The organism is Paraburkholderia sp. RL17-368-BIF-A (genome assembly GCF_046054045.1).
GTDB lineage: Bacteria > Pseudomonadota > Gammaproteobacteria > Burkholderiales > Burkholderiaceae > Paraburkholderia > Paraburkholderia graminis.
Window position 1 is genome coordinate 60,901 of sequence record NZ_JARESN010000001.1, and the last position, 17,651, is coordinate 78,551.

A 17,651-nucleotide genomic window follows, 5' to 3' on the forward strand; every position below is an offset into this window, starting at 1 on the left:
GAAGGAGTGATGCAACGTCGCGCAAGCGCTATACCTGGTCGTGGGAGAGCGGCTATGGGTTCGGCGCGGCTCGCTTCGCGTTCGTGACGTTCGCCGAATTCGCCGCATTCGCGACATTCGCGAAATATTCCGCGGCCATCAGGCGGAATGCGGTGACGGCGGGATTGTCCTGATCCGCGCGCCACGCCATGCTCATTTCCGCGTGAATCGTGTTGCCGGCGATATGCCGGAACTCGACATTGTCGTAATGAAACCGTTGCGCCGACGCGGGCAGAATCGCGAGCCCGAGTCCCGCGCGAACCAGCGACAGAATCGTGGGCGTCTGATCGATGTATTGCGCGATGTTCAGATTCACGCCCTCGGCCGCGAGCATGCCCATGATGCGGTCGTGAAAGTACTTGCCTTGCGCGGGCGAATGCATGATGAACGGCTGCTCGTCGAGTTGCTTCAGTTCGATCCGCTCGAACTGGCACAACGCGTGGCGCCTCGGCAGCGCGACGATCAGCGGCTCTTCGTCGACGAGAAGAAACTCGAGCTTTTGCCTCGATTGCAACGGACGCAGAAAGCCGAGGTCGATTGCATTCGCGGCGAACGCTTCGATCTGCGCGGCGGAAACGAGTTCGAGCAATACGACGTCGATCTCGGGCAGCACGTCGGCGGCGGCGACCAGCAACTCGGGAATCAGCTCATAGCCGGCCGCGCCGGTGAAGCCGAGCCGCACGCGCCCCGTCTTGCCCTTGCTCGCGCGCCGTACGGTGCTTTCGGCCTGCTCGGCAAGATTGAGCAGACGCGTCGCGTCGGCGAGAAACACGCGGCCTTCGGTGGTCAGCTTGACGGTGCGGCCAATGCGTTCGAACAGCTTCACGCCGAGGTTGTCCTCGAGCAGTTGAATCTGTCTGCTCAATGGCGGCTGTGTCATGTGCAGCAGCGCGGCGGCGCGTCTGAAATTCAGTTCTGTCGCCGCGGCGACGAAGCAACGCACTTGTCCGAGATCGAGCATTCTTGTATCGGCATGGAAGGGAAGTCGACGCTCATTATAGGTGCGCGCGCTCCCCATCCGATCCGGACGCCGCGGCGAGCCGCGGGCCGGTGCTGCATCACGTTGCTGCGTCAGGTCGCTGCATCACGTCGTGAGACTGCCCTCGGGACGCTGCCCTGCAAGCGCCTGTTCGAGGCTTGCCAGCACCATTTCGCCCATCGCGGTGCGCGATTCGACCGTGGCGCTCGCGCGATGCGCCTGCAAAACAACGCGGTCCATGTCGAAGAGCGCCGGCGGCACGTTTGGTTCGTCGACGAACACGTCGAGTCCCGCGCCCGCGATCACGCCGCCTTGCAGCGCCTGCACGAGATCGCTTTCCACCACGAGCTTGCCGCGCGCGACGTTGATCAGATAGCCGTTCTTGCCGAGCGCATCGAGCACGGCGGCATTGACGATGCCTTGCGCCTTGTCGGCGGCGGCGGCCAGCACGAGAAAATCGCAACCGCGCGCGAGGGACAGCAGATCGGCGACGAACGGATGCGGCACATCGTCCATGCGGCGCAAATCCGTGTATGAGATCGGGCAGTTGAACGCGCTCGCGCGCTGCGCAATCGCACGCCCAACCTTGCCCATTCCGACGATACCGACGCGCTTGCCGCTCAAGCGGCGCGACAGCGGCAACGCGCCCGGATGCGGATTCTTCTGCCAGTTGCCCGATTTGACGAACTCGTTGCCCGCGCAGATTTCGCGGCATACCGCGAGCATCAGACCGATCGCGAGGTCGGCGACATCTTCCGTCAACGCACCGAACGTCGCTGTCACCGGAATGCCGCGGGAGCGCGCGAATGCCAGATCCACTGCATCGGTGCCCACGCCGTTGACCGCGATCACTTCCAGAGCGGGCAAGCGCTCGATCAGGTCGTTCGAAATGCCGGTGTGGCCGCCTGTGATAACGCCTCGGATCGACGCGCCGTGCTCGCTGATATAGGCATCCTTATCATTTTGTTCGAAGAGGCGATGCACCGTGTAGCGCGATGCGAGCGTGTCGTTGATCGCGGGAATCAGAATGGGGTTCAGTTGCAGAATGTTCGGTTTCAAAGCGGCGCTCCTTGTTGTAGTCGACGATCCGGCCGGCGCGGCGAGCGGCGCACGCATCCAGTCGCGATGTCGGCGGATGATGGGCCCTTTCACGAATCGCGTCCAATCCCAAAACGCTATCAGTTGATCCACGGATCGAAGCGTAACGGCGCGCTCGCCGGTGATTCAATCCAGGCATCAATTAATAGCGAGAAAAGATTGGACGGCCCATGACACCGCCCGCAGAATCGAAGCATCGGAAGGAGCATTCCTTCGGCTGCTTCCTCAAGGGAAGCGGCTAATAATTTCTAAATACATCGGAGACAAAGCGTGAAAACATGCCGCTGCATGACGCCTCTCGCTGCATCAGGTTTTTTACCGATGCACCCGCCGTTGCACTCGCAATTGCATTCCCGTCCCGACGCAAGCTCGCGAGGGATTCGCCATGAATAATGCGGAGAGTGTCGTCGCGGATGCAAAAGCCGCACCGCTTGCGCAAAAGCGCACGGGCCACCGCTGGATCGTGATGGGGCTGATCTTCTGCATCTGGGCGATTGCCTGCGCGGACCGCGCCAATTTCGGCTTTGCGCTGCCGTACCTGAAAAAGGAATACGGCATCACGAACACGCAGGCGGGACTCATCGTGAGTCTCTTTTCGTTTGCGTACGGTTTCGTGCAGATACCCGTCGGCCTGCTTTACAAGCGGCTCAGTGAAAAGACCACGGGCTTTCTGTTTTCGGTCTTCATGATTCTCACGTCGGTATTTACCGGGCTGATGGGCACGACGTCGTCGGTGTTTCTGCTCCAGGCGTACCGCGTCGGTCTCGGGTTATCCGAGGGTCCGTTGGGGATCGGCTGCACGAACGTGATCAACCGCTGGTTTCCCGCGAAAGAGAAGGGCACGGCCACCGGCCTGTGGATCGCCGCGTCCAAGCTCGGGCCGCTGATCGTGCCGTCGGTGTGCATCGTCGTGATCCAGTTGTGGGGATGGCGCGAGATCTTTTATGTTTTCGCGGTGCCGGGCCTTGTGCTTGCTGTCGTGTGGATGGTTCTCGTCACGAATTCGCCCAGTGAAAACCGCTTCTGTTCGGAAGCCGAGCAGCGCTATATCGCCGACGATACCCCGCGCCAGGGCCGGGGCGCCACCGCGTCGCGCCGCAATGAAGTCGCGCGTATTCCGTATCTCGATGCGTTCAATCGGACCAGGCCTGTCGCGCAACTGGAAACGATCCGCCAGGTGTTCGGATCATGGAATATCCTGGGCGTCGCGATCGGCTATGGCTGCATGATCGGCATCAGCAACATCTTCATGTCGTGGATGCCGACGTACCTCGTCACGGTCAAGGGTTTTGCGTCGGTAAAAATGGGCTTTCTCGCGTCGGCGCCGTTTATCGGCGCGGTGGCCGGCAACATGCTCGGCGGCGTCATATCGGACCGGCTGCTCGCCGGCCGCCGCAAGCCGATGATGATGCTCGGCGCGCTCGGCACCATGCTGATGATGCTGCTGCTGATCGACGCGCCGGACAGCGTCGCGTATCTCGGCGTCGCGCTGATGCTCGCGGGCCTGATGCTCGGCATCGGCTTCGCCGGTTATTCCGCGTACCCGATGGGACTCGCGACCAAGTCCACTTATCCGACGGCCTTCGGCATCGTGAACTGTGTCGGACAGATTGGCGGCGCATGCGCCCCGCTTGTCGTCGGCATTCTGCTCGACAAGTTCAGTTGGACGAGCGTGTTTCTGTATATGGTCGGCACGGCGCTGCTGTGTCTGCTGCTGCTCTGCAGCGTGGCCGAGCCGATTGCGACGCGGCGCGGTGACGGGCCGCAAGCGCGCGCGAAGTAGCAGGGCCACGCGAGGCGTATGACGCAGGTTTAAGCGCTCAATCGAAGTCGAACACGTCGAAAATCGAGCGCTTTTTCTTGTGCGTCCGATAACCCGATCGATGATCGTCGTAACGGCGTTGATCGTCGTAGACATGCCCGCGATCGCGATCCCGATAGTCGTCGTGGCTCGGGCGCGCGTGAGCGGGTGCGGCAGGCGCGGCTGTTTCGGCGGCGTCTTGCGCGATCAGCTTGTCGAGCTCGCCGCGGTCGAGCCACACGCCGCGGCACTGGGGACAGTAGTCGATTTCGATCGAGCGGCGCTCGGTCATCAGCAGGTCAGGCGTTTTGCAAGCAGGGCATTTCATGGTGTCGCTCCTTGTTACGAGAGGTGGAAACGCTCATCGAGCGGTGCCCGCAGCGCGCTTCGACTTCGAGCGGCGCACGAGCATGTTCACTGCCTCGACGAACGCGGAGAAAGCCATCGCCACGTAGATATAGGCCTTCGGCACATGCGTTCCAAAGCCTTCCGCAATCAGCGTCATGCCGATCACGAGCAGGAAGCTCAATGCGAGCGTGACGATGGTCGGATTGCGGTCGATGAATTGCGACAGCGGGCGCGCGGCGAACAGCATCGCCATGACCGCGCTGATGACCGCGAGGAACATGATCGGCAAGTGGTCGGTCATGCCGACCGCCGTGATGATGCTGTCGACTGAAAACACGATATCGAGCAGCAGAATCTGGCCGATGGCGCTCGCCACGGTCAACTGAACGGTGCTGCCCGCGCTGCGGTCTTCGTGGTCCGCCTGCGCGTGCACGACGTGATGGTGCATTTCACGCGTCGCTTTCCACACGAGGAACAGGCCACCGCCAAGCAGAATCAAATCGCGCCATGAAAACGCGTGGTCGAACAGCGTGATCGCGGGCGCGGTCAGTTGCGCGATCCATGCGACCGTGCCGAGCAGGCCGAGCCGCAGCACGAGCGCGAGCATTATGCCGAGACGCTGCGTGCGCGCACGCTGCGCCACGGGCAGCTTGTTGCTGAGGATCGAGATGAAGATCAGGTTGTCGATGCCGAGCACGATCTCCATCACGACGAGCGTGAGAAGCGCGACCCATGCGGCGGGATCGGCAGCGAGTGTGAGCAGGGTGTCCATGAGTTCGTCGGCGAATGGGGTTGAATAGCGGTGGAATAGCGATGCAATAGCGATCATGATCGCCCAATGCGTGGATCGGATAAACCAGTGTTAAGCTGATCGACATATCGGTTTTTCCGAAGCTAATTTATATCGGCCGTGCCATGCTCAACTACCGTCATCTGTACTATTTCTGGATCGTCGTGAAGGAGGGCGGCTTTGCGCGCGCAGCCGAGCGGCTCGATATGGCGGTTCAGACCATCAGCGCGCAGGTCCGCGAACTCGAAAAATCCATCGGGCGGCAATTGCTGAAACCGGCCGGCCGCGGCGTCGCGATGACCGAAGCCGGCGAGACCGCGTTCAGCCGCGCCGAGCAGATTTTTCAGCTCGGCGAGGCGCTGCTCGACGACATGCAAGAGGCGGGCGGCGAAGGCGTCGCGCGCCTTGCGGTCGGCCTGTCCGATGGCATTTCAAAGCTCGCGGCGCATGCGCTTCTCGCGCCCGTGCTCGGCACGCCGTCGCTCAGGCTGCTGTGTCACGAGGGCGAGCCCGCGCAGTTGCTGTCCGAACTCGCGCTGCATCGGCTCGATCTGGTGCTCGCGTGTCAGCCGGCGCCGCACAATTCCGATTTGCGTGTGCTGAGTCAGCGGCTCGTCGGCTCGCCCGTCGACTGGTACGGTCCTGCGGAAATCGTGCGCAAATCCGCGCGCGCGAGTTTTCCGCACTGTCTTGCCGATTTGCCCGTGCTACTGCCCACGCGTCACGCCGCGTTGCGAGCGCGGCTCGATCGCTGGTTCGATTCGCACGGCATCCGGCCGCGCGTCGTCGGCGAGTTCGAGGACAGCGCGCTGATGGCCGTCTTCGCCGCGCGCGGCCTCGGCGTGTTTCCGCTCGCCGAACTGGGCGCGGAAGAGTTGTCGCTGCTGCGCGGCTTGCGGCCGCTCGGCCGCGCGGACGGCGTGGTCGAAGAGATTCACGCGATCCGTTCGCGCCGCGGGCAGCATCATGCGCTGGCTTCTCAGGTGATGGCGAGCGCGCGCTCGTAATTGCGCATCACATGCGACGGAAAGCCGTGGCGACGTGCGACCGGTTTCAGTTCGTGTCCCCATGCATCGAACACCGCGGCGAGCAGCGCGATTTCGCCGTCCGCGAGATAGTCGTCGGCGACCGTCACCGCAACGCATAGGCGGATGACCTTGCGGCGCAGCGCGGGATCGTCGATTTCGTCGATCAGCGTGGCGAGCAGCGCGGTGTCCAGGCGGCCCATCGGTGGCGCGGACGATAACTGCGCGATCGAGCGGTCCTCGCACAGCGTCTGCAGGATCTGCGCGAACTGCGCCGGCGCGAGGCCGAGTTCGCCGGCTATGTCGAGCTTCTCGAGTGCGCGTTCTTCCGAACTGCACACATGGCCGTCCGAAGTGAGCGCAAGCGCGACGATACGCGCTGCTGCCTCTTTGCTGTTAAGCGGATAGCTTCGCATGATCGGGTCCTTTCGCGGACAATGTCCGTGTTGATGATGAGCCCAGTCTGCGGCAGTATCCATATCGGATAAACCTGTTAATCGCGAAGTTAAGGTGCGGAAAATGCGAAGTGTCACGAACCGCCGTTGCCGCGCGTTTTTCAGCGTCGGCGTCGGCGTCGGCGTCAGCGTCAACGTGAGCGTCGGCGGCATGCGCGTGCCTGACGCATGCGCGCATGCCTGAAGCCGCAGTCCGTTATAAAAGGCCCAGTTGCCGCGCTGTCGCATCGACGGCCTTTTTCGCCTTCGCAACGATCTCGTCGATTTCCTCCCTGCTGATCACGAGCGGCGGCGACAGCAGCATGCGGTCGCCGGTTGCGCGCATGATCAGATTGCCGTTGAAGCAGAAGTCGCGGCAGAGCGTGCCGACATCGCCGCCATTCGCAAAGCGTTTGCGCGATGCAGGTTGTTCCGCGAGTTGCAAGCCGGCCACGAGTCCGGCGCCGGCAATGTCGCCGACAATCGGATGATTGGCGAACGTCTCACGCAGTTTTTTCTGGAAGTACGGACCGGTGTCCGTCTTCACGCGCTCGACAATTTTCTCGTCGCGCAGCAACCTGAGGTTCGCTACCGCAACGGCTGCGGCCACGGGATGACCGGAGTAGGTGAGGCCGTGATTGAACTCGCCGTTGTCGATAATCGCGGTTGCGATGCGATCGTGCAAACCGACGGCGCCCATCGGCACATAGCCGCTCGTGAGTCCCTTGGCGAGCGTGATGAGATCGGGCTCGAAACCAAAGTGCTGATGAGCGAACCATTCGCCGGTGCGCCCGAATCCGCCGATCACTTCGTCCGCGACTAGCAGCACGTCGTATTTGCGGCAAATACGCTGAATTTCCGGCCAATAAGTCGACGCGGGGAAAATCACGCCGCCCGCGCCCTGGAACGGCTCGCCGATAAACGCGGCCACGTTTTCAGCGCCAAATTCGAGGATCTTTGCTTCGAGTTGCTGCGCGCGAGCCAGCGCGAATTCCTCGGGCGTCTGGCCGCTTTCTGCTTCGCCGAAGAAATACGGTTGATCGATATGCACGATGTTCTCGACTTTCGACGGCATCTGCTCATGCATATAACCCATGCCGCCGAGCGTCGCGCCTGCGATGGTCGAGCCGTGATAACCGTTTCTGCGCGCAATTACGATCTTCTTCGAATGCCGGCGCTGCGTGGCCCAGTATTGATGAACGATGCGCAGCACCGTATCGTTGCCTTCCGAGCCGCTATTGCAGTAGAAAAAGTGATTGAACGGCTCGGGCGCGAGTTCGGCGAGTAAGGCAGACAACTCGATTATCGGCGGGTGCGTGGTCTTGAAGAACGTGTTGTAGTAGGGCAGTTCCTGCATCTGCCGATAGGCCGCATCCGCGAGTTCCTTGCGACCGTATCCGACGTTGACGCACCAAAGACCCGCCATGCCGTCGATAATTTTGTTGCCGTCCGAATCCCACAGATACACGCCGTGCGCTTTCACGATCACGCGACTGCCGCTGCGATTGAGCGCGCCCATATCAGAGAACGGATGAATGTGGTGAGCGGCATCGAGTGCGCGGAAATCGGCGGTAGTGCGTTGCTGCGCGGCAGGCGTGTTCGCCGCGGATTGCGCCGGCTGCATGTAAGCGATGTCTTCTGTCCGGTAACTCATGTTGCCTCCAGTGTTTGGCTTGTTGGCTTTGTGTGCGTTAGACGTGCAGCAGCAAATGCCGGCGTTCCCACGAACTGATCACGCGGAAAAACGCTTCGTATTCGGTCTCTTTCAATGCGAGGTAGGCCTTCACGAATTTTTCGCCGAGTACTTCCGCAATGGGTTCGCATGCGCTCATCAACGTTAGACCCTCTTCGAGATTGCGCGGCAATTGATAGGGCAATTCATAGCCGTCGCTAAGCAGCGGCTCGGTGGCTTCGAGTCTTTGCGTGATGCCCAGATAGCCGGCCGCGAGCGTCGCCGCAATCGCGAGGTACGGGTTGCAATCCACGCCCGGAATGCGGTTTTCTATGCGGCGCGCGGCGGGCCCGGAATGCGGAATACGAAAGCCGACTGTGCGGTTGTCGTAGCCCCACGCGACGTTGATCGGCGCGGCCATGAAGCGCGACAGCCGCCGATACGAGTTGATGTACGGCGCGAAAATCGGCATCAATGCCGGCGTGTATTTTTGCAAACCGGCGATATAGCTCGTGAAAAGCGAGGTTGGCTTGCCGTCCGCAGCGGTAAAAAGATTGCGGCCGGTTTCTTCATCGACGAGGCTCTGGTGCATATGCATCGCCGACCCCGGCTCGCTTTCCATTGGCTTCGCCATGAACGTCGCGTACATCTTGTGACGCAAGGCGGCTTCACGCACCGTGCGCTTGAAGAGGAACACGCTGTCCGCGAGTTTCAGCGGATCGCCATGCATGAAGTTGATCTCCATTTGCGCGGCGCCCACTTCGTGAATCAGCGTATCGACTTCGAGTTCCTGCACCTCGCAGTACTCGTAAATATCTTCGAAGAGCGGGTCGAACTCGTTGACCGCTTCGATCGAATAGGACTGGCGTCCGGTCTCGGGACGTCCGGTTCGGCCAATCGGCGGTTGCAAGGGCAGGTCCGGGTCCTTGTTCATGTCGACCAGATAGAACTCGAGTTCGGGCGCGATGACGGGCTTCCAGCCTTTCGCGCGATATAACTCCAGCACGCGGCGCAACACGCGGCGCGGCGAGATGGCAACGGGCGTGCCGTCGAAGTGCACGCAGTCGTGAATCACCTGGGCGGTTGGATCGACGGCCCAGGGAATCATCCGGATCGTCGTGGCGTCGGGAACGCACACCATGTCGGGATCGGTGACACCGGTCAGCGTGCCGTCGTCCGGATAATCGCCGGTGACGGTCTGGATCATTACCGCTTGCGGCAAGCGCATCGACTCGCCGGATTCGAACTTGCTGCGCGGAATGATCTTGCCGCGCGCGATGCCGGCCATGTCGGGAATGATCGCTTCGATTTCAGTCACATGGTGCTTCTTCAGAAAATCGTCGATGTCATGCATGATTTTTCTCTCGGTTGGCTCGACGTTCGAATAGCTGCCGGTGAAGAGGAGGCCGTCGACAGTGGCCAGTACGTCTTGCGCCGATTGACGCTCGCCGAACGCGGGCAGCAGCATGGCGAGCGCTCGCGAGCCATCCACGATCGCCGCGATGTATTTTTCGCCGGCCACGTGTGATGGATGCATGCCTATCGTCGTTCTGTCGGCGCTGATGGCAACCAGTGGTTTAGTTCGCATAACGAATAGATGTGTTTATCCGGCCGCGAAATGCGGCGCGACATTCTTCGAAACACGGCGGGGCGCGAGTTCGCGGCCGCGCGGCCTGCTTCAAGGCTTCGGAGCAGGGCAGGCGGTCGCCGTCAACGGAACGCGCCGCGCGTGACGATCTGATGAGCCGTTCGATGCCGCCCGCCGCGATGCGCGAGCGGGCGCACGCGTGCGCGACGGATGGACGTCAGGCAACGCCGCACGCAAGCAAACGCGCGATTCAGGCGAACGCGTTCACGCAGACGGACGGATCGAACGGCAAAAAGGAGGGAGGCGCTAGGGCAACAGCGACGCGACTTCGTCTGTACGCACCGCGATGAAGGCGCGCGCGGAGATAGAGTTGTGACGCCGAACTGAACGGCGGGAGATGATTGTAAAGACGATCTTGAAGACGGACAGGAAGCGGCGGAACGCAAGGCTGCCGCTGCTGCCGTTGGCGATGGCGCCGTCAGCGCGCGGACAACTCGCGTGACTGCGGTTCCATCTCACCAAAGGGCCACGGACTCTCACGATGACACTCGATTAGCGACGTTGAACGTATTGAACGCGCTGCCTTGATCGCACGGGACATTGACAGAAGCTGCGCGTCGGATGATCGTGTATTCGCTGCGTCGGAAAACATGATGAACGTGTTTTCCGACGGCGGTATCACGATCGCCTGTTAACCAGCATATACGAGCCGGTGATGCCGTCAAATTGTTTTCTGGATTGGTGAGCGTGGATGCATTGTTGGGATGTATGCACTCGGCAATTTTGGAGCGCCGAAAAATCGTGCATTACCGACCTAAGTCAGCAAGCCCCCGTCGACCGTGAGAATTGTTCCCGTGACATGCCTTGCCGCCGGGGTTGCAAGAAACGTGACGGCCGCAGCGATGTCAGCCGGCGCGGCGAAGCGCCCGAGCGGCGCGAGGCTGCGCTGGAAGTCCGCGCTCTCGCCATTAGCCGGGTTCATTTCGGTATCGGTCGAGCCCGGTTGAACGAGGTTGGCAGTGATGTCTTTCGGGCCCAGTTCCTGAGCCAGCCCGCGTGTGAACGACTGTAGTGCGGACTTGGTCATGTAGTAGACCGTTCCCGCTGCGCCCACGATGCGATCAGCTCCGGCGGAGCCGATCGTGATGATCCGACCGCCCGCTTTGAGGTGAGGGATGGCTGCCTGCGTCGCGAGAATGGGACCGCGGATGTTGACCGCAAGGAGAGCGTCGATGTCCGCCAGGTCGAAGTCGGCGATCGTGTTGTAGCGAGCGATGGCAGCGTTGTTGACGAGAATGTCGAGCCCACCCAGCGCGCCAACGGCCTCATCGACCGATCGCCTGATGGCGGCCGGATCGGCAATGTCGGCTTGGATCGCGACACCGCGGCGGCCTAGCTTCTCGATTGACGCCACGACTGCCTGCGCGCGCCCGGCTGAGTTCTGAAACGTTAGCGCAACGTCCGCGCCTTCTTCTGCAAGCGCAAGTGCGATCGCGGCGCCGATGCCCCGGGACCCGCCGGTAACCAATGCCCGTTTTCCGACTAGATTGTTGTTCATTGTCCGCCTTTTATGTAGTGATCGATGCACAAATGGTAAGATCGGCGGCATAGACAGTCAAGATATTGTGTAGTGACCGATGCAAAAAAAATCAGAGAAATCTCCGAGCACCGTTGGACGCCCACTTCGTGGCCGCGGCAGGCCACGCGCTTTCGATCGCGAGGCTGCATTGGCGCAAGCCATGAGGCTTTTTTGGATCAAGGGTTATGAGGCGACCTCAATCGCAGACCTGACCAATGCGCTCGGCGTCGGCCCGACCAGCCTCTATGCCGCTTTCGGATCGAAAGACGAGCTATATGCCGAAGCGATGCGGTTTTACTCGGAGACCTACGAGCATCTGGTCCTGGGAAGCTTTCGCAAGGCGGTCACAGCACGCGAAGCGGCGTTCGCCTATCTGTGGGACTCAGCCGTGGCGATGACTGGGGCAGATTGCGGTCTGCCACACGGCTGCATGGTCACACTGGGGAGCGTCGGGAGCGACGGCCATGCCGAGCTCGGCGACTTGATGCGGGCCGCGCGAGGTGGAGCGTTTGATGTGCTCGTGTCGCGCCTGGAAAGGGCCGTTGGCGAGGGTGAGTTGCCGGGGTCCGTGGATATAGCGAAACTCGCGAGGTTCCTGCAAACAGTACAAAGCGGTATGGCGATCCGGGCGCGGGACGGCGCCGAAAGAGCAGAACTCCAGGCCGTCGCTGAGATGACGATGGCGGGATGGGAGGCGCTGGTTCGTCACTGCGACACACGTGCAAAGCCTGATTAACATTGATTCGGACAGCGGAGTATCTCGCTGGGCTTGAAAACCGGCTTCGCTTCGCGTCAAGGTGTTTTCGGGCGCGCAGAATTTCGCTATTCCGGCTTCTTTCGACTGGAGCGGAAACGTGCTTTAGAGGCACGCTCGCGCGTATCGGTCATTCGACCGATACCTCAGCGATCAGTCGGCTGCCATGATGCCGTTGGAGCCGCGGCGACACAACACGCTACTGACTCGCATCGGAGAATGAAATGAATGACAACGATATTCCGCTTGCCAACGGCAAGGTGCAGTACAGGACGCTATTGCGCGAGGAAGGGTGCTCGATCCTGCAAACGACGGTTCAAGCCGGCGGTGAAACGCAATGGCATCACCACACGAATGTCAGTGACCGGTTTCTCGTGATCCGGGGCGTCTTGACCGTCGAGTTGAATATCGACGGTCAGGTTCAGAGCACCGAGGTGCGCGAATTTTACTCGGTTGATCCGGGCACCGTTCACCACGTCAAGAACGAGACGAATGAGGATGTCGTCTATCTCACGGTCCAGGCGGGCGGCGTCCCGGACATTGTGCTGGCCGGATCGTCTCGCTGAGGGCAGGGCAACGCCATGCAGCTAGATCAAGCCCATCGTCGACGCCTTGAGTGTTGCTGCCGCGCGTGTCGAACACTCGAGCTTGCGAAACACGCTCTCGACGTGGGTGCGCACCGTGCTCGGACTCATCGTCAATTCCTGGGCGGCTTGCTTGTTGCTCGCACCTCGCGAGATCGCACGCAGGACGTCGATCTCTCGCGCAGACAGACGCGGACCATGTAACACACTTCTTGCCGCGCGCCTTGCGACGGGGACCCGTTCCGCCACCAGCGCGTCTACCACCTCGCGGCATAGCCGGCCATTGGCAGCCTCGTCTTGCAGCACGTGTGCGGCCGCCTCATCGGTCAGCGCGGCGCGCCACGGGCGCGTCGAGCGCAACGCAACCCATGCCACCGACGCAGCCAGCACACGAGCCTCCAACGTCAATGCCGGGTCGCGCACGCCGCGAAAATACCCCGAGCCGTCTTGCCGCTCGTACGCATGGGACGCAAGCACGGTGGCTTCGCCGAGCGAGCCGGTTTGCTTGCCGGCGCGTTCCGTCCAGTAGGGCACGAGCCGCACCTTTTCCCAGGCGCTCGGCGACAAGCGAGTAGGTAGGTTCCACACTTCATTCGGCACGGCGGCCCTGCCGATGCCATGAATCAATCCAGCCCGATAGACAAGCGCGCCTGCTGCGTCATTCGACGTGAATCGTGCGTAGCATTCGGCGGCCGTCACTGCGACCGCACGTGAAAAGCCCGTCATCCACGGCAATTTCAGATCGATGATGTCGGCGATCAATTCCGCCGACGTCGTCCGTTGCATATCGGCTGTCGCGAGCACGACGTCAAAATCATCCAGCGCCTGGCGCTCCAGTTCCGTCAGCCAACTGCCGGCGTGGCGTGTCGCGACTGCGACGAGGCTCTCCGGATACCGCGTGCCGGCGCGTTGTTCGATCAGCGCAAGCGCCGCTTCGACTCCATATGTGCGGCTGAACACCTCCAGGTCGCCAGCAAGCGCGACGACGAGTACGGATATCGGCACCGCGTCGCGGGCGAGTTGTGCGGGCAAGCCGCTGCCGTCCCAGGTTTCGAAAATATGGCGCAGCGCCGTTTCGGTCCCACTCGAAAGCCCCATTATTCGCGCGACCTCGCCGGATACTTCGCAGTGAGTTTGCGCGAGAGGCATCATCGCGGCGCCGACGCCGCCAATCGTCTCCGCGATGCCGGGCCTGCTCTCGAGCATCGCGGTCCGGACCGCGATGTCGTCGCCGAACACTGTTGCGAACCCTGCCGCGTTTGCCGTGCAACCCGACCAACGTAGCAGCGACACCTCGCGGACCGCGTCGCAGGCCGAGGCCTCGAGTCCGGCCGCTTGTGCGAGCCGTACTGCCAGCCAACCGGTGCGCAACGAATGATCGGTCGGCTGTCCCATGCTCAGATCGCCGATGAAAGCGAGAGCTCTTACCGCATCGAAAATACGCAGCGTGGCGTGGCTGGTCTGAAGGTCGAACATCGGATGGGATAGGGTACGTCGCCGGAATGGGCTAACAATCATACGCGACGGTTCGAAGCGGTGCACCGCAGTGCCTGGTGGATCGGACGTGGTGAGATGTGCGCGCCGTCGAATAGTTGATTTGACATAAGATAAATTATCAACAAATCGCATGACAGAGCTTTTTAGAAATGTCCGCCCGCCGACGCCAACTGGCCACCTCAATTTCCCAAAAACCGGTCATTTCCCAAAGCCACTCCAGGCTCTAATCTGACATCACCCATTCAACCCTGAAGGAACCGACGATGAAGCTCATGCATGTCGATGCCAGCGCGAAACGCGAGCGTTCGAACTCGCGGGCGTTGAGCCGTTTTTTTGTTGAACGTCTGCGCGCCGGGCACCCGGACCTGGAAGTCGATTATCTCGATGTCTCCGTCGATACGCCGTCGCACGTCGACGAAGCGTTCGCGATCGCAATCTACGCAGCGCCGCACGAGCGCACACCGGCCATGAAGGCGCGGCTCGCGGCGTCGGATGCGCTCTGCCAGCGCGTGCTCGCCGCCGATGCGCTCGTGTTCGCGATGCCCATGTACAACTGGTCGATGCCGTCCGCATTCAAGACGTTCGTCGACGCGATTTCGCGCGCCGGCGTTACCTATAAGCATGGCGACGACGGCCGCATCGTCGGCCAGCTCGCGGGCAAGAAAGTGCTGTTCATCACGAGCCGCGGCGCGGACTTGCGGCCGGGCTCGCCGTACGCGTCGATGGACGCGCTCACGCCCGCGCTCAAAGCCGCGTTCGGATTTCTCGGCGTCGCGGCGCCGACGTTCGTCGATGCCCAGCCGTTGCAGTTCGCGAATCAGGAAGCACGAGCCGAAGCGCTCGAACGCGCACGCGGCGAGTTATCCGCAGTGGCGGCTAGCTGGGCCAATTCGGCAAACGCGGCTTCGCATGCGAATAACGCAGACGCCGCACAACATGAAGACGCAGACTCGGAGATGACGCAATGAAACTACACACCCTGATTGCCGCGGCAACGCTCGCCGGTTTCGGCATGCTCGCCACTTCACAACCCGCGCTTGCCGCCGACTCAACCGGCCAAGCCGCCGCCGCTGCCGAGACCATCACGCCCGCCTTCGCCGAAGCGATCGCCAACGTGCCCGGTAAGAAAATGACGGCGCTGGTGGTCGATTACGCGCCAGGCGGCAAGTCGTCGCCGCATCGGCACGGAAAGGCTTTCGTGGTCGCGTATGTGTTGTCGGGCGCGATTCGCAGCGGCGTCGACGGCAAGGAAGCGCAGGTCTTCCATGCGGGCGAGCACTGGATCGAGAAGCCGGGCGCGCATCACACCGTCAGCGAAAATGCGAGCGATACGGAGCCGGCCCGCCTCCTCGCCATTTTCGTGGCGGACACAAACGACAACAAGCTCGTCACGTTGGACCACAAGAAATAAGCTACCAATAAGCCGCAAAATAAGCGGCAACCGCAGCGCCAACCGCGCAACACCCCTGCCGCACGCGCTTCGTTCTAGAACTTCGGATGACATTCGAAGTTCAGCGAAGACGCGTGCGTCGTCAGCATCGCCACCCCGCTCACCGATTCTTCCTTGACACTGCTTTGCATGCCGAGGCGCTCGCAATAATCGCGCGCTTCGTTCAGCGCCTCGCCGTGTGCGCGGGCCCATGCCATGCGCCCGCCCGTCGCGCTCGCCGCGACCGTGTACGTGCCGGGTTTATCGGTTGCGACGACATGCGTCGACGATGCGCAGCCGGCAAGCGCGCCGCCTATCGCGAGCGCTGCGAGAGCGACGCGCGCCCAATCGCGTAGCTTATTCAACATGATGTACCTGAGTTTGCTGATCGTTGCGTGATCCGCCGACGGAGTCGTCGCGGATCGGTTAGATGGTTTTTCCGCGAATCGAATTATCCGGAATCTGCCGCTAGAGATCAGCCTCATGGGTCGAAAACACTGTTGCCTTCGCCCGAACAATCCGCGTGCGCTTACTGACCGCGGCCTCGACGCATTGGCGCCCGCGGACTGTTTAAAGCACTTCCCGAAACGTGGCCGAGCGACTAGTCTGTAACGGCATCTTCTGAACCATCCGGACAATGAACTGGAGGAGACATCGATGGAACTCGAAGCACGTACCATGAAACGTGTGACGGTTCGGCTCGTGCCGTTCCTGATCGTCTGCTATTTCATCGCCTATCTGGACCGCGTGAACGTCGGCTTCGCCGCGCTGCAGATGAACAAGGCGCTCGGCCTTTCCGCGAGTGCATTCGGCTTCGGCGCGGGGATTTTCTTTATCGCGTACTTCTTTTTCGAAGTGCCGTCCAATCTGCTGCTCGAGAAATTCGGCGCGCGTCGCTGGATCGCGAGAATCATGTTCACGTGGGGCCTGCTCGCCGGCGCGATGGCGTATATCCCACATATCGCGCAATACACGGGGTTTTCGGCGGCGCATGTTTTTTACGGCTTGCGCGTTCTGCTCGGCGTGGCCGAAGCGGGCTTCTTTCCCGGCGTCATCTTCCTGCTCACATTGTGGTTTCCGGCCGCCTATCGCGGTCGCGTGGTCGGCTATTTCATGGCGGCGATTCCGTTATCCACGGTGATAGGCGGGCCCATTTCAGGCGCCCTGCTCTCCATGGATGGCTTCGGCGGGCTCGCCGGCTGGCAATGGGTTTATCTGATCGAAGCGGCGCCCGCGCTGCTGCTCGCGTTCGCGGTCTGGTTCTACCTGACCGACAAGCCGGCCGACGCAACCTGGCTTGCCGACGACGAACGCGAATGGCTCGTCGCGCGTCAGAAGCAGGAGCGCGAACATCGCGAGGCCGCGCATGCATTCAGCGTGAAGGAAGCGCTTTTCAATCGGCGGGTGCTTGCCATCGCGCTCATCTACTTCGGTGCAAACGCAACGAATTATGGCTTGAGCTTTTTCCTGCCGCAGATCGTGAAGTCGTTCGGCTTGACCAACTTGCAGACGGGCTTCGTGACGTCGTTGCCGTATATCGTCGGCGTGATCAGCATGGTCTATTGGGGACGTCATTCGGACCGCAAGCTCGAACGCAAACGCCATGTCGCTTTCGCGCTGACGGTGGCCGCGGTTGGCATCGCGGCGTCGGCGGGGCTCGATAATCCGGTGCAAAAAATGATCGCGCTGTCGATCGCCGGCTTCGGCATTTTCGGCTGCCTGCCCGTTATCTGGACGCTACCGGCCGCGTTCCTCTCGGGCGCCGCGGCGGCGGGCGGCATCGCCGCGATCAATTCGCTCGGCAACCTCGCGGGCTTCTTCGGACCTTACGCGATGGGCTGGATCAAGGACAGCACCGGCGGCTTCGGCGCGGGCCTCCTGTGCCTCGGAGGCGCGGGACTCGTCGGCGCGGCGGCCGCGCTGCTGCTGCATCACGATACGGCGCTGGAGACGTCGGCGGGCGGGGCGCAGCGGGAAGCGCCGGGGCGGCCTGGCGTGGCGGAGTATTAGGCGACGCTCACGTGGCTTGCGTCG

Annotated in this window: 18 protein-coding genes; 7 read left to right on the forward strand and 11 right to left on the reverse strand. The window is 61.7% G+C overall.

Annotated elements, in window-relative coordinates; translation table 11 throughout:
* Positions 1-52 precede the first annotated feature (52 nt).
* Both P0D87_RS00255 and P0D87_RS00260 read right to left on the reverse strand, forming a co-directional pair.
* Complete coding sequence (locus P0D87_RS00255) at positions 53-1,000, reverse strand: LysR family transcriptional regulator (RefSeq protein WP_053858117.1); 948 nt, start codon at positions 998-1,000, stop codon at positions 53-55.
* Positions 1,001-1,123: 123 nt separating this feature from the next.
* On the reverse strand, positions 1,124-2,077 hold the full coding sequence (locus P0D87_RS00260) for a 2-hydroxyacid dehydrogenase (protein WP_029968488.1): 954 nt from the start codon (positions 2,075-2,077) through the stop codon (positions 1,124-1,126).
* 424 nt (positions 2,078-2,501) lie between these two features.
* Here P0D87_RS00260 and P0D87_RS00265 point away from each other — a divergent pair, with 424 nt between their 5' ends.
* On the forward strand, positions 2,502-3,899 hold the full coding sequence (locus P0D87_RS00265; RefSeq protein WP_053858116.1) for an MFS transporter: 1,398 nt from the start codon (positions 2,502-2,504) through the stop codon (positions 3,897-3,899).
* A gap of 37 nt (positions 3,900-3,936) precedes the next feature.
* On the opposite strand, the gene P0D87_RS00270 is transcribed toward P0D87_RS00265, so the two are convergent.
* On the reverse strand, positions 3,937-4,245 hold the full coding sequence (locus tag P0D87_RS00270; RefSeq protein WP_006049044.1) for a TFIIB-type zinc ribbon-containing protein: 309 nt from the start codon (positions 4,243-4,245) through the stop codon (positions 3,937-3,939).
* A gap of 33 nt (positions 4,246-4,278) precedes the next feature.
* The gene (locus P0D87_RS00275; RefSeq protein WP_044020922.1) at positions 4,279-5,037 is read right to left on the reverse strand and encodes a TerC family protein; all 759 of its coding nucleotides are present in this window, start codon (positions 5,035-5,037) and stop codon (positions 4,279-4,281) included.
* 143 nt (positions 5,038-5,180) lie between these two features.
* Between P0D87_RS00275 and P0D87_RS00280 the strand changes: the two genes are divergently transcribed.
* The gene (locus P0D87_RS00280) at positions 5,181-6,062 is read left to right on the forward strand and encodes a LysR family transcriptional regulator (RefSeq protein WP_006049042.1); all 882 of its coding nucleotides are present in this window, start codon (positions 5,181-5,183) and stop codon (positions 6,060-6,062) included.
* Here P0D87_RS00280 and P0D87_RS00285 read toward each other — a convergent pair.
* The 5 genes from P0D87_RS00285 to P0D87_RS00305 form a co-directional block, all read right to left on the reverse strand.
* The gene (locus tag P0D87_RS00285; RefSeq protein WP_006049041.1) at positions 6,035-6,496 is read right to left on the reverse strand and encodes a tellurite resistance TerB family protein; all 462 of its coding nucleotides are present in this window, start codon (positions 6,494-6,496) and stop codon (positions 6,035-6,037) included. The two genes, P0D87_RS00280 and P0D87_RS00285, sit on opposite strands and share 28 nt — an antisense overlap.
* Positions 6,497-6,731: 235 nt before the next feature.
* Positions 6,732-8,168 (reverse strand): aspartate aminotransferase family protein, encoded by a 1,437-nt coding sequence (locus P0D87_RS00290; protein WP_053858115.1) that lies wholly within the window; start codon positions 8,166-8,168, stop codon positions 6,732-6,734.
* 37 nt (positions 8,169-8,205) lie between these two features.
* Positions 8,206-9,774, reverse strand: a complete 1,569-nt coding sequence (locus P0D87_RS00295; RefSeq protein ID WP_408636708.1) for a gamma-glutamyl-gamma-aminobutyrate hydrolase family protein — start codon at positions 9,772-9,774, stop codon at positions 8,206-8,208.
* Positions 9,775-10,080: 306 nt separating this feature from the next.
* Positions 10,081-10,314: a hypothetical protein gene (locus P0D87_RS00300; protein ID WP_321175803.1), complete on the reverse strand. Its 234-nt coding sequence runs from the start codon at positions 10,312-10,314 to the stop codon at positions 10,081-10,083.
* Positions 10,315-10,588: 274 nt separating this feature from the next.
* Complete coding sequence (locus tag P0D87_RS00305) at positions 10,589-11,332, reverse strand: SDR family NAD(P)-dependent oxidoreductase (RefSeq protein WP_053858112.1); 744 nt, start codon at positions 11,330-11,332, stop codon at positions 10,589-10,591.
* A 79-nt stretch (positions 11,333-11,411) separates the two neighbouring features.
* Here P0D87_RS00305 and P0D87_RS00310 point away from each other — a divergent pair, with 79 nt between their 5' ends.
* Both P0D87_RS00310 and P0D87_RS00315 read left to right on the forward strand, forming a co-directional pair.
* Positions 11,412-12,089, forward strand: coding sequence for a TetR/AcrR family transcriptional regulator (locus P0D87_RS00310; protein WP_053858111.1), 678 nt, complete (start codon positions 11,412-11,414; stop codon positions 12,087-12,089).
* A 242-nt stretch (positions 12,090-12,331) separates the two neighbouring features.
* Positions 12,332-12,673 carry a cupin domain-containing protein gene (locus P0D87_RS00315; RefSeq protein WP_053858110.1) on the forward strand — a complete coding sequence of 114 codons (342 nt, stop codon included), beginning with the start codon at positions 12,332-12,334 and terminating at the stop codon, positions 12,671-12,673.
* 21 nt (positions 12,674-12,694) lie between these two features.
* Here P0D87_RS00315 and P0D87_RS00320 read toward each other — a convergent pair whose 3' ends face one another.
* Entirely contained in the window at positions 12,695-14,167 is a 1,473-nt protein-coding gene (locus tag P0D87_RS00320) for an HD domain-containing phosphohydrolase (protein ID WP_053858109.1), read from the reverse strand.
* Between the two features lie 284 nt (positions 14,168-14,451).
* Here P0D87_RS00320 and P0D87_RS00325 point away from each other — a divergent pair, with 284 nt between their 5' ends.
* Together P0D87_RS00325 and P0D87_RS00330 are read left to right on the forward strand one after the other, a co-directional pair.
* The gene (locus P0D87_RS00325; protein WP_053858108.1) at positions 14,452-15,156 is read left to right on the forward strand and encodes an FMN-dependent NADH-azoreductase; all 705 of its coding nucleotides are present in this window, start codon (positions 14,452-14,454) and stop codon (positions 15,154-15,156) included.
* Complete coding sequence (locus tag P0D87_RS00330) at positions 15,153-15,599, forward strand: cupin domain-containing protein (RefSeq protein WP_053858107.1); 447 nt, start codon at positions 15,153-15,155, stop codon at positions 15,597-15,599. Before P0D87_RS00325 ends, P0D87_RS00330 begins: the two co-directional genes overlap by 4 nt.
* 74 nt (positions 15,600-15,673) lie before the next feature.
* On the opposite strand, the gene P0D87_RS00335 is transcribed toward P0D87_RS00330, so the two are convergent.
* On the reverse strand, positions 15,674-15,985 hold the full coding sequence (locus P0D87_RS00335; RefSeq protein ID WP_029968463.1) for a hypothetical protein: 312 nt from the start codon (positions 15,983-15,985) through the stop codon (positions 15,674-15,676).
* A gap of 289 nt (positions 15,986-16,274) precedes the next feature.
* On the opposite strand from P0D87_RS00335, the gene P0D87_RS00340 reads away from it, so the two are divergent.
* Positions 16,275-17,627, forward strand: a complete 1,353-nt coding sequence (locus P0D87_RS00340) for an MFS transporter (protein WP_006049029.1) — start codon at positions 16,275-16,277, stop codon at positions 17,625-17,627.
* The last annotated feature ends 24 nt before the right edge of the window (positions 17,628-17,651 follow it).

Coding starts and splice junctions, on each gene's coding strand:
- P0D87_RS00270 (WP_006049044.1), bottom strand. CDS start 4,245: ATGAAATGCCCTGCTTGCAAAACGCCTGACCTGCTGATGACCGAGCGC.
- P0D87_RS00330 (WP_053858107.1), top strand. CDS start 15,153: ATGAAACTACACACCCTGATTGCCGCGGCAACGCTCGCCGGTTTCGGC.
- P0D87_RS00335 (WP_029968463.1), bottom strand. CDS start 15,985: ATGTTGAATAAGCTACGCGATTGGGCGCGCGTCGCTCTCGCAGCGCTC.
- P0D87_RS00340 (WP_006049029.1), top strand. CDS start 16,275: ATGGAACTCGAAGCACGTACCATGAAACGTGTGACGGTTCGGCTCGTG.
- P0D87_RS00280 (WP_006049042.1), top strand. CDS start 5,181: ATGCTCAACTACCGTCATCTGTACTATTTCTGGATCGTCGTGAAGGAG.
- P0D87_RS00275 (WP_044020922.1), bottom strand. CDS start 5,037: ATGGACACCCTGCTCACACTCGCTGCCGATCCCGCCGCATGGGTCGCG.
- P0D87_RS00310 (WP_053858111.1), top strand. CDS start 11,412: ATGCAAAAAAAATCAGAGAAATCTCCGAGCACCGTTGGACGCCCACTT.
- P0D87_RS00285 (WP_006049041.1), bottom strand. CDS start 6,496: ATGCGAAGCTATCCGCTTAACAGCAAAGAGGCAGCAGCGCGTATCGTC.
- P0D87_RS00265 (WP_053858116.1), top strand. CDS start 2,502: ATGAATAATGCGGAGAGTGTCGTCGCGGATGCAAAAGCCGCACCGCTT.
- P0D87_RS00290 (WP_053858115.1), bottom strand. CDS start 8,168: ATGAGTTACCGGACAGAAGACATCGCTTACATGCAGCCGGCGCAATCC.
- P0D87_RS00325 (WP_053858108.1), top strand. CDS start 14,452: ATGAAGCTCATGCATGTCGATGCCAGCGCGAAACGCGAGCGTTCGAAC.
- P0D87_RS00315 (WP_053858110.1), top strand. CDS start 12,332: ATGAATGACAACGATATTCCGCTTGCCAACGGCAAGGTGCAGTACAGG.
- P0D87_RS00305 (WP_053858112.1), bottom strand. CDS start 11,332: ATGAACAACAATCTAGTCGGAAAACGGGCATTGGTTACCGGCGGGTCC.
- P0D87_RS00320 (WP_053858109.1), bottom strand. CDS start 14,167: ATGTTCGACCTTCAGACCAGCCACGCCACGCTGCGTATTTTCGATGCG.
- P0D87_RS00255 (WP_053858117.1), bottom strand. CDS start 1,000: ATGCTCGATCTCGGACAAGTGCGTTGCTTCGTCGCCGCGGCGACAGAA.
- P0D87_RS00295 (WP_408636708.1), bottom strand. CDS start 9,774: ATGCGAACTAAACCACTGGTTGCCATCAGCGCCGACAGAACGACGATA.